This is a genomic window from Streptomyces sp. NPDC043876 (assembly GCF_056435825.1).
Window position 1 is genome coordinate 281,802 of sequence record NZ_JBWKDV010000006.1, and the last position, 13,604, is coordinate 295,405.

Annotated in this window: 8 protein-coding genes; 7 read left to right on the forward strand and 1 reads right to left on the reverse strand. The window is 68.7% G+C overall.

Going from position 1 to position 13,604, the window contains the following annotated elements; genetic code table 11:
* Positions 1-308: 308 nt before the first annotated feature.
* From acnA to AC0693_RS20840, 4 genes are all read left to right on the forward strand, one after another.
* Positions 309-3,038: an aconitate hydratase AcnA gene (acnA, locus tag AC0693_RS20825; RefSeq protein ID WP_468464862.1), complete on the forward strand. Its 2,730-nt coding sequence runs from the start codon at positions 309-311 to the stop codon at positions 3,036-3,038.
* A gap of 356 nt (positions 3,039-3,394) precedes the next feature.
* On the forward strand, positions 3,395-4,843 hold the full coding sequence (gene ngcE / locus AC0693_RS20830) for an N-acetylglucosamine/diacetylchitobiose ABC transporter substrate-binding protein (protein ID WP_468465123.1): 1,449 nt from the start codon (positions 3,395-3,397) through the stop codon (positions 4,841-4,843).
* A gap of 77 nt (positions 4,844-4,920) precedes the next feature.
* On the forward strand, positions 4,921-5,865 hold the full coding sequence (locus AC0693_RS20835) for a carbohydrate ABC transporter permease (RefSeq protein ID WP_356405419.1): 945 nt from the start codon (positions 4,921-4,923) through the stop codon (positions 5,863-5,865).
* A 12-nt stretch (positions 5,866-5,877) separates the two neighbouring features.
* Positions 5,878-6,804: a carbohydrate ABC transporter permease gene (locus AC0693_RS20840; RefSeq protein ID WP_356405421.1), complete on the forward strand. Its 927-nt coding sequence runs from the start codon at positions 5,878-5,880 to the stop codon at positions 6,802-6,804.
* A 62-nt stretch (positions 6,805-6,866) separates the two neighbouring features.
* Here AC0693_RS20840 and mgtA read toward each other — a convergent pair whose 3' ends face one another.
* Positions 6,867-9,587 carry a magnesium-translocating P-type ATPase gene (mgtA, locus tag AC0693_RS20845; RefSeq protein WP_478802509.1) on the reverse strand — a complete coding sequence of 907 codons (2,721 nt, stop codon included), beginning with the start codon at positions 9,585-9,587 and terminating at the stop codon, positions 6,867-6,869.
* A 555-nt stretch (positions 9,588-10,142) separates the two neighbouring features.
* On the opposite strand from mgtA, the gene AC0693_RS20850 reads away from it, so the two are divergent.
* From AC0693_RS20850 to AC0693_RS20860, 3 genes are all read left to right on the forward strand, one after another.
* Complete coding sequence (locus AC0693_RS20850) at positions 10,143-11,345, forward strand: ROK family transcriptional regulator (protein ID WP_356405425.1); 1,203 nt, start codon at positions 10,143-10,145, stop codon at positions 11,343-11,345.
* A 118-nt stretch (positions 11,346-11,463) separates the two neighbouring features.
* Positions 11,464-12,573, forward strand: coding sequence for a sugar ABC transporter substrate-binding protein (locus tag AC0693_RS20855; RefSeq protein WP_356405426.1), 1,110 nt, complete (start codon positions 11,464-11,466; stop codon positions 12,571-12,573).
* A gap of 200 nt (positions 12,574-12,773) precedes the next feature.
* Positions 12,774-13,562, forward strand: a complete 789-nt coding sequence (locus tag AC0693_RS20860; RefSeq protein WP_356405428.1) for an ATP-binding cassette domain-containing protein — start codon at positions 12,774-12,776, stop codon at positions 13,560-13,562.
* Positions 13,563-13,604 lie beyond the last annotated feature (42 nt).

A 13,604-nucleotide genomic window follows, 5' to 3' on the forward strand; every position in this document is an offset into this window, starting at 1 on the left:
CGTGCGGGGCACCGGCACGGCCGCGGCCCGCCTCCCCCGGCCCGGGGGCCATGCCCAGCCCCGCCGGCGTTTGAGGCGCGCCCCGCCAGGGGCGTGCCTGGCGGACCCGGCGGCCCCGGAGCCACGCCCCCGCCCCACCGGGAGCACCCCGCACGCGGACATGTACTAGAGTTATCTCGACATCGAGATAACTGCCGAAGGCGCGCCGCAGCCCCCCGCCGGGGTAAGGGTTACCTAACTTAGCTCCACCTTAGCGGATTGGCCCCAGTGCCACGCGGCAGGATGCGGTAGAACGCGCGAATTCATGCATGAAGGAGACTGTCGTGTCGGCGAACAGCTTCGACGCCCGCAGCACGCTGCAGGTGGGCGACGAGTCGTACGAAATCTTCAAGCTGGACAAGGTCGAGGGCTCCGCCCGCCTGCCTTACAGCCTGAAGGTGCTGCTGGAGAACCTGCTCCGCACGGAGGACGGCGCGAACATCACCGCCGCCCACATCCGGTCGCTCGGCAACTGGGACTCGCAGGCCCAGCCGAGCGAGGAGATCCAGTTCACGCCGGCCCGCGTGATCATGCAGGACTTCACCGGCGTGCCGTGTGTCGTGGACCTCGCCACCATGCGCGAGGCCGTGAAGGCCCTGGGCGGCGACCCCTCGAAGATCAACCCGCTCTCCCCGGCCGAGATGGTCATCGACCACTCCGTCATCGCCGACAAGTTCGGCACGAAGGACGCCTTCGCGCAGAACGTCGAGCTGGAGTACGGCCGCAACAAGGAGCGCTACCAGTTCCTGCGCTGGGGCCAGACCGCCTTCGACGACTTCAAGGTCGTCCCCCCGGGCACCGGCATCGTCCACCAGGTCAACATCGAACACCTGGCACGCACGGTCATGGTCCGGGGCGGCCAGGCGTACCCCGACACCCTCGTCGGCACCGACTCGCACACCACCATGGTCAACGGCCTCGGCGTGCTCGGCTGGGGCGTCGGCGGCATCGAGGCCGAGGCCGCGATGCTCGGCCAGCCGGTCTCCATGCTGATCCCGCGCGTCGTCGGCTTCAAGCTGACCGGCGAGCTGCCGACCGGCACCACCGCCACCGACCTCGTGCTGACCATCACCGAGATGCTCCGCAAGCACGGCGTCGTCGGCAAGTTCGTCGAGTTCTACGGCCAGGGCGTCGCCGCCACCTCGCTCGCGAACCGCGCCACCATCGGCAACATGTCGCCGGAGTTCGGTTCCACCGCCGCGATCTTCCCGATCGACGACGAGACCCTGAAGTACCTGCGCCTGACCGGCCGCGACGCCCAGCAGGTCGCGCTCGTCGAGGCGTACGCCAAGGAGCAGGGTCTGTGGCTGGACCCGGCCGCCGAGCCCGACTTCTCCGAGAAGCTGGAGCTCGACCTCTCCACGGTCGTCCCCTCCATCGCCGGCCCGAAGCGCCCGCAGGACCGCATCGTCCTCGCCAACGCCGCGCAGCAGTTCGCGCAGGACGTGCGCAACTACGTCAGCGACGACGAGGAGGCCGGCAAGGAGTCCTTCCCGGCGTCCGACGCCCCGGCGTCCTCCAACGGTGTGCCCACCAAGCCCACCCTGGTGACCCTGGCCGACGGCACCTCGTTCGAGATCGACCACGGCGCCGTCACCGTCGCCGCGATCACCTCCTGCACCAACACCTCGAACCCCTATGTCATGGTCGCCGCGGCGCTCGTGGCGAAGAAGGCGGCCGAGAAGGGCCTGACCCGCAAGCCCTGGGTCAAGACCACCCTGGCCCCGGGTTCGAAGGTCGTCACCGACTACTTCGACAAGGCCGGCCTGACCCCGTACCTGGACAAGCTGGGCTTCAACCTGGTCGGCTACGGCTGCACCACCTGCATCGGCAACTCCGGTCCGCTGGACGAGGAGATCTCGAAGGCGATCAACGAGGCCGACCTCGCGGTCACCTCGGTGCTCTCGGGCAACCGCAACTTCGAGGGCCGCATCAACCCCGACGTCAAGATGAACTACCTGGCCTCCCCGCCGCTGGTCGTCGCGTACGCCATCGCGGGCTCCATGAAGGTGGACATCACCAAGGACGCCCTGGGCACCGACCTCGACGGCAAGCCGGTCTTCCTCGCGGACATCTGGCCCTCCGAGGCCGAGGTCAACGAGGTCGTCGCCAGCGCCATCGGCGAGGACATGTTCAGCAAGTCCTACCAGGACGTCTTCGCGGGCGACGCGCAGTGGCAGGCGCTGGAGATCCCGACCGGCAACACGTTCGAGTGGGACCCGCAGTCCACCTACGTCCGCAAGCCCCCGTACTTCGACGGCATGACGATGGAGACCACCCCGGTCTCCGACATCGCGGGCGCCCGCGTGCTGGCGAAGCTGGGCGACTCGGTCACCACCGACCACATCTCCCCGGCCGGTGCGATCAAGGCCGACACCCCGGCGGGCAAGTACCTCACCGAGCACGGTGTCGAGCGCCGCGACTTCAACTCGTACGGTTCCCGCCGCGGCAACCACGAGGTCATGATCCGCGGTACCTTCGCCAACATCCGCCTGCGCAACCAGATCGCGGCTGGCACCGAGGGCGGCTTCACCCGCGACTTCACGGTCGAGGGCGCGCCGGTCGCGTTCATCTACGACGCCTCGCAGAACTACCAGGCCGCCGGCATCCCGCTGGTCATCCTGGCGGGCAAGGAGTACGGCTCGGGCTCGTCCCGCGACTGGGCCGCCAAGGGCACCGCGCTGCTCGGCGTCAAGGCCGTCATCGCCGAGTCCTACGAGCGCATCCACCGCTCCAACCTGATCGGCATGGGCGTCCTGCCGCTCCAGTACCCGGAGGGCGCCACGGCGGCCTCCCTCGGCCTGACCGGCGAGGAGACCTTCTCCTTCACCGGTGTCGAGGAGCTGAACAACGGCACCACCCCGCGCACGGTCAAGGTCACCACCGACACCGGCGTCGACTTCGACGCGGTCGTCCGGATCGACACCCCGGGCGAGGCGGACTACTACCGCAACGGCGGCATCATGCAGTACGTGCTGCGGAACCTCATCCGCAACTGAGCACGACCGGCACGACCGAGCAGGGCCGGGCGTAGCCGAGCACGGCGAAGCACATCGGCACCAAAGGGCCGTATCCCCGTTAAAGGGGGTACGGCCCTTTTCGTTGTCCCGGACCACCTCCGGCGGGCGGGGCCAGGTGACGGTGAGGTCTCAACTCGGAAAAGCCCAAGGTCTTCTCTGTGCATGATCTTGCTCATCCGAGCGGAAGTGGACTATACCTGTGCCCGTCCGGACTACCGCGTCTCCCGCGGCGCCGGACCGGGGGACGGGCGGGGACCTGCGGCGTTGTCCGCATGCGCGGCGACTGCCGCGACTTCCGGCCTCCTTCACACTTCTGAGAAGGCGAGGACATGAGCATGGGATCCATCTCCGCCCAGGGCGAGCACAACAACGGTGAGGGCCTCGGCCGCCGTGACCTGATCCGGCGGTCGGCGGCACTCGGCCTGATCGCGGTGCCGACGATGAGCTTCCTTTCGGCCTGCGCCTCCGGCGGCGACGCGCCCTCGGACACCGCCTCCAAGGGGGTCACGTCCAAGGACAACCCCTTCGGTGTCGCCAAGGGCAGCAAGATGGACGTGGTCGTCTTCAAGGGCGGCTTCGGCGATGACTACGCGAAGGCCTGGGAAGCGGCCTTCGACAAGAAGTGGGGCACCAGCACGACCCACCTCGGCACCCAGGAGATCACCGCCAAGCTCCAGCCGCGCTTCAACGGCGGCACCCCGCCGGACGTCGTCGACGACTCGGGCGCCCAGCAGATCAAGATCGACGTCCTCGCCAAGTCGGGTCAGCTCGCGGAGCTGACCCAGGTCCTGGACGCGCCCTCGCTCGACGACCCGGCCAAGAAGGTCCGGGACATGCTGCTCCCCGGCACCGTCGAACAGGGCACCCAGGGCGGCAAGTTCGTCGCCCTCTACTACGTCTACACCGTCTTCGGCCTCTGGTACTCGGGCAAGCTCTTCAAGGAGAAGGGCTGGGCCGAGCCCAAGACCTGGGACCAGTTCCTCGACGTCTGCGCCAAGGCCAAGGCGGCCGGCATCGGCGGCCTCGCCCACCAGGGCAAGTTCCCGTACTACATCAACGTCGTCATCATGGACCTCATCGCCAAGAAGGGCGGCCTCGACGCCGTCAAGGCGATCGACAACCTCGCGCCGAACGCCTTCGCGGACAACCCGGCCGCCCTCGCCGCCGTCGAGGCGGTCTACGAGGTCGTCGAGAAGGACCTCCTGATGCCGGGCACCAACGGCCTCACCCACACGGAGTCGCAGACCGCCTGGAACCAGTACAAGGCCGCCTTCATCCCCTCCGGCTCCTGGCTGGAGAACGAGCAGCTCAAGCAGACCCCGGACGACTTCGACATGAAGTTCCTCCCGATGCCCGTCCTGGCCGACAGCAAGATGCCCTTCGAGGCCATCCGCGCCGGCGCCGGTGAGCCCTTCATCGTCCCGGAGAAGGCCGCGAACAAGGCGGGCGGCCTGGAGTTCCTGCGCTCGATGCTCTCCCGCGAATGGTCGACCCTCTTCGCCCAGCAGGCCAACTCCCTGACCGTGGTCAAGGACGGCGTCGACCCGAACGTCAAGCTGCGCCCCGGTACCGCCTCGGCGGTGACCGCGGTCAAGGCGGCCGGCACCAACACCTTCGCCTACCTGTACCCGGACTGGTACAGCGAGATGGACAACGAGATCCAGGCCGCGTCCAATGAGCTGATGGCCAAGCGAATCCAGCCGAAGGAATGGATCAAGCGGGCCCAGGCTGCGGTAGACAAGGCGGCCAAGGACCCCAACGCCAAGAACAACCACCGCAGCTGACGCCACCGCCCCCGTCCGGCCCGCCGGCCGGGGGCACCACCCGGCGCCAGCCGGGGGAACCATCAGGGACGGACACCATGAGTCACGTTGCCCGGGGCAGAGGACAGGTCGGCTTCATCGCCGGATTCCTCTTCCTGCCCCTCGCGCTGTATCTGACCTTTGTCATCTGGCCGTACATCCAGACGTTCGGCTATTCCTTCACCAACTGGTCGGGCCAGTCGCCGACGTTCGACTTCGTGGGTCTGGACAACTACGCGACCCTGATGAAGGACGAGGTCTTCCGGGGCGCCCTGCTGCACAACCTCTTCCTCCTGGTGTTCGTCCCGACCATCACCATCCTGCTGGCCCTCTTCTTCGCCTTCATGGTGAACGTCGGAGGGCGCAGCGGCGCGGGCGGCGTGCGTGGCGTCCGGGGCGCGGCCTTCTACAAGATCGTCTACTTCTTCCCGCAGGTCCTCTCGCTCGCGATCCTCGCGGTGCTCTTCGGTGCCGTCTACCGCAGCGACGAGGGCGGCCTGCTCAACGGCCTGCTGACCAAGCTGCACGTCATCGACCGGCTGCACCCCATCGAGTGGCTCAACGAGCCCGACCTGGTGCTGTGGTGCATGCTCGGCGTCGTCGTCTGGCACGGCGTCGGCTTCTACCTGGTGCTCTTCTCCGCGGCGATGCAGACCATCCCCAAGGACATCTACGAGGCCGCGCTGCTCGACGGCGCGGGACGCGCCCAGACCTTCATCAAGGTCACGCTGCCCCTGCTGTGGGACTCTGTGCAGACCTCCGCGGTCTATCTGGGCATCGCCGCGATGGACATGTTCGTCCTCGTGTCGACCATGACATCCGGCCAGTTCGGCGGCGGACCCGACCACCACGGCGAGGTCATGGCGACGGTCCTGATGCGCAACTTCCTGTACTTCGGCAAGAGCGGCTACGCCTGTGCCATGGGAGTCGTCATGCTCCTCCTCACCCTGATCCTTTCCCTCGTCACGCTGCGCGCCACCCGCCGCGAGCGCATCGAGTTCTGAGCGGGAGACACCATGACCACAGTCATCAAGGCACCCGGTGAGGCCGCCGCCGAGGGCGGGGACCGCAAGAAGCCGGCCGCGCCCGGCCGCTCCGGCCGCTCCGAGGGGGCGGTGCTCAACGTCTTCTCGCACGGCTTCCTCGCCGTGTGGGCCATATTGATCGTCCTGCCCCTGATCTGGCTGGCGCTCGGTTCCTTCAAGACCGACGTCCAGATCGGCGGTTCGGCCCTGAGCTGGCCCTCCAACTGGCACTTCGACGCCTTCTCCCGGGCCTGGGACAAGGGCATCGGCGACTACTTCGGCAACACCGTCATCGTGATGGTGTTCTCCGTCCCGCTGACCATGCTGCTGGGCTCGATGGCGGCGTACGTGCTGGCCCGCTACCCCTTCAAGGGGAACCGGGTCATCTACTACTTCTTCGTCAGCGGGGCGATGTTCCCGGTGTTCCTGGCGCTCGTACCGCTGTTCTTCATGGTCAAGCGGCTCGACATGCTCAACAGCTTCCAGGGCCTGATCCTGGTGTACGTCGCCTACTCGATGCCGTTCACCGTGTTCTTCATGCACTCGTTCTTCCGCACGCTGCCCACCGCGGTCTACGAGGCGGCGGTGATCGACGGAGCCTCCGACACCCGGATCTTCTTCCAGGTGATGCTGCCGATGGCCAGGCCCGGCCTGATCTCCGTCGGGATATTCAATGTCCTGGGGCAGTGGAACCAGTACATCCTGCCCGCCGTGCTGATGCAGCCGCAGTCCGGATCGGACCCCGAGCGCTACATGCTCACCCAGGGCCTGATCCAGCTCCAGTACCAGATGGGCTACGAGACGGACCTGCCGGTGCTTTTCGCCGGCGTCACCATCGCGATGATCCCGATGCTGGTGGTCTACCTGTCCTTCCAGCGGCAGATCCAGGCCGGTCTGACCTCCGCCACCCTCAAGTAGCGGGACTCGCCGACGGCCGGCCGCGCGGGAACCTTCCCGTCGCGGCCGGCCGTTGGCGCGCCTTACAGCCAGCTGCCGAACTTCTTGATGTAGAGGCCCTTCAACAGCTGCGTGAGCGTGCAGTAGGCGAGCAGGACGCCGATCAGCCACGGGAAGTAGCCCGCGGGCAGCGCCACCAGGCCGAGCGGTCCGGCCAGCGGCGAGAAGGGCAGGTACAGCCCGGTCAGCACGGCGAGGACGGTCATCACCAGCACCGGCCAGGACGCCCGCGACTGGATGAAGGGGATCTTGCGGGTGCGGATCATGTGGACGACCAGGGTCTGCGAGAGCAGCCCCTCGACGAACCAGCCGGACTGGAAGAGCGACTGGGCCGCCTCGTTGTCGGCGCCGAAGACGTTCCACATGATCAGGAACATCGCGATGTCGAAGACCGAGCTGATCGGGCCGATGCAGACCATGAACCGGCCGATGCCCTTGGCGTCCCAGCTGCGCGGCTCGCGCAGGTACTCCTCGTCCATCCGGTCCCAGGGGGTCGCCAGCTGGGCGATGTCGTAGACCAGGTTCTGCATCAGCAGCATGATCGCGAGCATCGGCTGGAACGGGATGAACGCGCTGGCCACCAGGACCGAGAAGACGTTGCCGAAGTTCGAGCTGGCGGTCATCTTGATGTACTTGACGGTGTTGCCGAAGGTGGTCCGGCCCTGGACCACGCCGTGCTCCAGGACGGTCAGGTCCTTCTCCAGCAGGATGATGTCCGCCGACTCCTTCGCGATGTCGACGGCGGTGTCCACCGAGATGCCGACGTCCGCGTCGCGCAGCGCGGCCGCGTCGTTGATGCCGTCCCCGAGGAAGCCGACCGTGTGTCCCCCGGCCTGCAGGGCCCGCACGATGCGGGCCTTCTGGACCGGGTTGACCTTGGCGAAGACGGTCGTACGGGCGGCCAGCTCGCGCAGGTCCGTGTCGTCGAGGGTGTCCAGGGCGCGGCCCTGGACCACCCGGCCCACGTCGATCCCGACGTCGGCGCAGACCCGCGCCGCGACCAGCTCGTTGTCACCGGTGATCACCTTGACGGCGATGCCCTTGTCGGCCAGGGCCTTCAGGGCGCGGCCCGCGTCGGCCTTCGGCGGGTCCAGGAAGGCGAGGAAGCCGACCAGGGTCAGCCGGTCCTCGTCCGCGACGGTGTAGGTGTCGCGGGGGGAGGCGATCGTGCGGGTGGCCACGGCCAGTACCCGCAGGCCCCGGCGGTTGTGGTCCTCGGCGACCCGGGTGGCGTGCCACCGCAGCTGATCGGTCAGCTCGACGATCCGCCCGCGGTCCCGCACGTGGCCGCAGAGCCCGAGGACCTCCTCGACCGCCCCCTTCGTGATCATCACGTGCTCGGACCTGTCGGACGGCCCGTCCAGGGCGTTGCGGGCCAGGACCACGGACATGCGGCGCCGGGCGAAGTCGAAGGGGATCTCGTCGACCATCGAGAACCGGGTGTCGACGACAACCTCCTCGGCCTCGCCCACGCGGTCGATGACCGCCTGGTCCATCAGGTTCTTCAGGCCCGTCTGGAAGTGCGCGTTGAGGTAGCCGTACTCCAGCACCTCGCCGTCCTCGTCGCCGTGCACGTCGAGGTGGCGGTCGAGGACGATCCGGTCCTCGGTGAGGGTGCCGGTCTTGTCCGTGCAGAGCACGTCCATCGCGCCCAGGTTCTGGATCGCGTTGAGCCGCTTGACGACGACCTTGTGCCGGGCCATCGCGACCGCGCCGCGCGCCAGGTTGGCGGAGACGACCATCGGCAGCATCTCGGGCGTGAGGCCCACGGCCACGGCGATGCCGAGCAGGAAGGCGGCGTTCCAGTCGCCCTTGGTGAAGCCGTTGATCATGAAGACGACGGGGACCATCACCAGCATGAAGCGGATCAGCAGGAAGCTGACCTTGCGCACGCCGGTGTCGAAGGCGGTCTGCGGGCGCTCACCGGCCAGCGAGCCCGCCATCGAGCCGAAGTAGGTGTCGGTGCCGGTGGCGACGACGACCGCGGTGGCGGTGCCCGAGGTGACGGAGGTCCCCATCAGGCAGAGGTTGTCGGCCTCGACCGGGTCGGCGGTCGCGGCCTGCCCGAGGTCCACCGGGCGGGTGTCGGCCTTGGCGACCGGCAGCGACTCGCCGGACAGGGCGGCCTGGCTGACCATGAGGTCCTTGGACGTGACCAGCCGCAGGTCCGCGGGGACCAGGTCACCGGCGGCCAGCTTGACGACGTCACCGGGCACGACCCGGTCCATCGGGATCTCGAAGGTCGTCGGGACCGAGCCGCCGTCCGCCCGCCGCTGGACCGCGCAGGTGGTGGTGACGAGCTGCTTCAGCGCGTCGGCGGCCCGGCCCGAGCGGTACTCCTGCCAGAAGCGCAGCAGTCCGCTGACGGCGACCATCACCGAGAGGATGATGACGCCCGGGTCGGCGGGGTCCTGCCAGAACATGACGGCGGCCAGGAAGACCAGGACCGCGATGAAGGGGTTCGCGTACGCCCTGGCGAGCTGGACCCACCAGCGGGGCGCGCGCTCCCGGGCGACGGCGTTCGCGCCGCCGCGCTCCAGGCGCAGTGCGGCCTCGGCGCGGATGAGGCCGTCGGGGGTGGCGGACAGGTCCCGCAGCACCTGCGGGCCGGGCCGGGCGCTGAGCGCGGTGAGCCGCTCGCCGACCGCGCGGGTCCGGGCTTCGAGTTCCGCCGCCTTGCGCTCGCGGCGGGCCCGGCCCGGCGGTGCGAGCTTCGTGGGGGTCCGGGGGGTGAGCATGGTCATGACGAATACCTCCCTCCACGGCGTCCGGGCGGCACGGAGCCGCGCGGTCACGTGGAGTGATCATGGGTCGGCGCGGGGCGGCAGGGGCCGCGCGGAGCGCCGACGGGCATGGATGACGCACGCCGGGCGCGGGGCCGGGGCGTGCGGAGGGCATGAGGACGTGCACGGGCCTCCGCGGGCATGCCGCGGCCGTGCGCACTCAAGGAAGAAGGGTCAGCCGGTGCGGCCGATCAACCGACGAGAGCGCGGCAAGGACTTCGGTCGGGACTCATTCCCGAACACCTCCTCGCGTAGCGCCGTCATCGACGTGGCGCCCGGTCCGGCCGGAATGGCCGCAGAGGACCGGCGCCTCAGCGACCGTAACACGGGCCCCGGGGATGTTTCTCCCGCCTTATGACCGGTAGTGGCCGATTCGTGCTGCGTCGGCCTCTTGACGTCTGGATGTCCAAAGGCTCGACTAAGGGTTCACAAGTTGGAGAGACGCCGGGGTCTCGTCAAGGCGATCCCGGCCGGGGGGCGACGCAGGCCGTCGCTCATGGCAGGAGTGGATGAGTCGTGAAGACTCCGGGATCGCAGTCGTCACTGCACCGCGCGAACCTCGAACGGGTCGTGCGGGCGGTCCGGCTCGCCGGCTCGCTGACCCAGGCGGAGATCGCCCGTACCACCGGACTGTCGGCGGCCACGGTCTCCAACATCGTCCGCGAGCTGAAGGACGGCGGGACCGTGGAGGTCACCCCGACCTCCGCCGGGGGCCGCCGGGCCCGCAGCGTCTCGCTGAGCGGCGACGCGGGCATCGTGATCGGCGTCGACTTCGGCCATACGCACCTGCGCGTGGCGGTCGGCAACCTCGCCCACCAGGTGCTGGCCGAGGAGGCCGAGCCGCTGGACGTCGACGCCTCCTGGGTGGACGGCTTCGACCGGGCCGAGGCGCTGGTCGGCAGTCTGATCGACGGCATCGGGGTGAGCCGGGACAAGGTCATCGGCGTCGGCCTCGGCGTCCCCGGCCCGATCGACGGCGAATCCGGGAACCTGGGGTCCACCTCGATCCTGCCGGGCTGGGCCGGCATCAATCCGCGCCGGGAGCTCTCGCAGCGGCTCGGCGTCCCGGTGTACGTCGACAACGACGCGAACCTCGGCGCGCTGGGCGAGCTGGTGTGGGGCAGCGGCCGGGGGGTCAAGGACCTGGCCTACATCAAGGTCGCCAGCGGCGTCGGCGCCGGTCTGGTGATCAACGGGCAGATCTACCGGGGCCCGGGGGGCACCGCGGGCGAGATAGGCCACATCACGCTGGACGAGTCGGGTCCGGTGTGCCGCTGCGGGAACCGGGGCTGCCTGGAGACCTTCGCGGCGGCCCGCTACGTCCTGCCGCTGCTCCAGAGCAGCCACGGGCCGGAACTGACCATGGAGCGGGTGGTCGAGCTCGCCCGCGGCGGCGACCCGGGCTGCCGCCGGGTGATCACCGACGTGGGCCGGCACGTGGGCAGCGGCGTGGCGAGCCTCTGCAACCTCTTGAACCCGAGCCGGGTGGTGCTGGGCGGTTCGCTGGCGGACGCCGGAGAGCTGGTCCTGGCCCCCATACGCGAGTCCGTGGGCCGGTACGCCATCCCGAGTGCGGCGCGTCAGTTGTCGGTCCTCACGGGCTCGTTGGGCGGCCGGGCCGAGGTGCTGGGCGCGCTGGCGCTGGTGCTGAGCGAGATGGGCGATTCGACCGTACTTGGCGGGTTTCAGGAGCCCGTGCTGCTGCATTCAGTTAGATAACGGATGGCACCGTTGTCATCTCGTTAAGGATTCACTCCTTGACGGCAATCTTGCGGCCGGGGTTGACTCACATCCACCTCGGCCGCAACGTTGCGGCCTCGTCAGGGAGGTTCAAGTAATGAACACGCGTATGCGCAGAACCGCTGTTGCCGTCGCCGCGGGCGCGATGGCCGTCTCGCTCGCCGCTTGTGGCAGTGCGAAGGAGTCCGGAAGCAAGTCGGACACCAACACCGTCAAGGGCAACGCGATCAAGGTCGGCCTGCTCCTGCCGGAGAACCAGACCGCGCGCTACGAGAAGTTCGACAAGCCGCTGATCGAGAAGCAGGTCGCCGAGCTCACGGGCGGCAAGGGCGAAGTGGTCTACGCCAACGCGAAGCAGGACGCGACCACCCAGAACTCGCAGGTCGACACGATGATCACCAACAAGGTGAACGTCCTGATCATCGACGCCGTGGACTCCAAGGCCATCGCGGGCTCCGTCAAGCGGGCCAAGGACGCGGGCATCCCCGTCGTGGCCTACGACCGTCTGGCCGAGGGCCCGATCGACGCCTACACCTCCTTCGACAACGAAGAGGTCGGCAAGGTCCAGGGCAAGGCGCTCCTGGAGGCGCTCGGCGACAAGGCCAAGGACGGCCAGATCGTCATGATGAACGGGTCCGTCACCGACCCGAACGCCAAGCTGTTCAAGCAGGGCGCGCACTCCGTCCTCGACGGCAAGGTGAACGTCGCCAAGGAGTACGACACCGTCGAGTGGAAGCCGGAGAACGCCAACACCAACATGGCGGCCGCGCTCTCCGCGGTCGGCAAGGACAAGATCGTCGGCGTCTACTCGGCCAACGACGGCATGGCCGGCGGCATCATCACCGCCCTCAAGGCGGCCGGTCTGTCCACCCTGCCCCCGGTCACCGGCCAGGACGCCGAACTCGCCGGTGTGCAGCGGATCGTGGCGGGCGAGCAGTTCATGAGCGTCTACAAGCCGTACGCCCCCGAGGCCGAGGCCGCCGCCAAGATGGCCGTCGCCCTCGCCAAGAAGGAGCGGATCGAGGTCGTCGCCACGTCCAAGGTCGACAGCCCCACCACCAAGGGCGTCCCGTCCGTGCTGATCCCGGTCGTCTCGCTGACCAAGGCGAACATCAAGGACACCGTCATCCGTGACAACGTCTACACGGCCGACGAGATCTGCACCGACAAGTACGCCGCCGCCTGCGCCACCCTCGGCCTGAAGTAGGGCCCCGCCGCGCCCGGCGACCGCAGGCCCCCACGGGCCGACGCCCCCGCCGAGCGCGGCCCCCACGCCTGTCGGCGCCCCGCCTTCCAACTCCCGCCACTGGCGGGGCGCCGTACAGAAACGTTTTACCTACCCTTGTTCATACCCCCTGTGGTCCTGCTCTTTTGCACGACATCCCCGCCGGTCAGGCGGCGAAGGAGATGGTTCATGTGTCCGCTGCGCCCGTGCTGGCGTTGCGAGGGGTCTCGAAGAGGTTCGGCGCCGTCCAGGCCCTGACCGACGTAGAACTCGAGATCCACTCAGGCGAGGTGGTCGCCCTCGTCGGCGACAACGGCGCCGGTAAGTCCACGCTGGTCAAGACGATCGCCGGCGTGCACCCCATCGATGACGGAGTCATCGAGTGGCAGGGGCGCCCGGTGTCCATCACCAAGCCCCACGACGCCCAGAACCTGGGCATCGCGACGGTCTACCAGGACCTCGCGCTCTGCGACAACATCGATGTCGTCGGCAACCTCTTCCTGGGGCGCGAGATCAAGCGGCGCGGGGTCCTCGACGAGGTGGAGATGGAGCGCCGCGCACGCGAGCTGCTCACCACCCTGTCCATCCGGATCCCCAGCGTGCGCATCCCCATCGCCTCGCTCTCGGGCGGCCAGCGCCAGACCGTGGCGATCGCCCGCTCCATGCTGGGCGAGCCCCAGCTCGTCATCCTCGACGAGCCCACCGCCGCCCTCGGCGTCGAGCAGACCGCACAGGTGCTCGACCTCGTGGAGCGGCTGCGCGAGCGCGGCCACGCCGTCATCCTCATCAGCCACAACATGGCCGACGTGAAGGCCGTGGCCGACAAGGTGGCCGTCCTGCGCCTCGGGCGCAACAACGGCGTCTTCTCCGTGAAGGACACGTCGCAGGAAGAGATCATCTCCGCCATCACCGGGGCCACGGACAACGCCGTGACCCGCCGGGCGGCCCGTACCGGGGAGGCCCGCAAGTGAGTACCCAGAATCGCCCGGCCGGTCCGCTGGGCAAGGGACCGC

Bases quoted from the DNA above. Each gene is read 5' to 3' on its own strand.
- acnA (WP_468464862.1), top strand. From the start codon at position 309: ATGAAGGAGACTGTCGTGTCGGCGAACAGCTTCGACGCCCGCAGCACG.
- ngcE (WP_468465123.1), top strand. From the start codon at position 3,395: ATGGGATCCATCTCCGCCCAGGGCGAGCACAACAACGGTGAGGGCCTC.
- AC0693_RS20835 (WP_356405419.1), top strand. From the start codon at position 4,921: ATGAGTCACGTTGCCCGGGGCAGAGGACAGGTCGGCTTCATCGCCGGA.
- AC0693_RS20840 (WP_356405421.1), top strand. From the start codon at position 5,878: ATGACCACAGTCATCAAGGCACCCGGTGAGGCCGCCGCCGAGGGCGGG.
- mgtA (WP_478802509.1), bottom strand. From the start codon at position 9,587: ATGACCATGCTCACCCCCCGGACCCCCACGAAGCTCGCACCGCCGGGC.
- AC0693_RS20855 (WP_356405426.1), top strand. From the start codon at position 11,464: ATGAACACGCGTATGCGCAGAACCGCTGTTGCCGTCGCCGCGGGCGCG.
- AC0693_RS20860 (WP_356405428.1), top strand. From the start codon at position 12,774: ATGGTTCATGTGTCCGCTGCGCCCGTGCTGGCGTTGCGAGGGGTCTCG.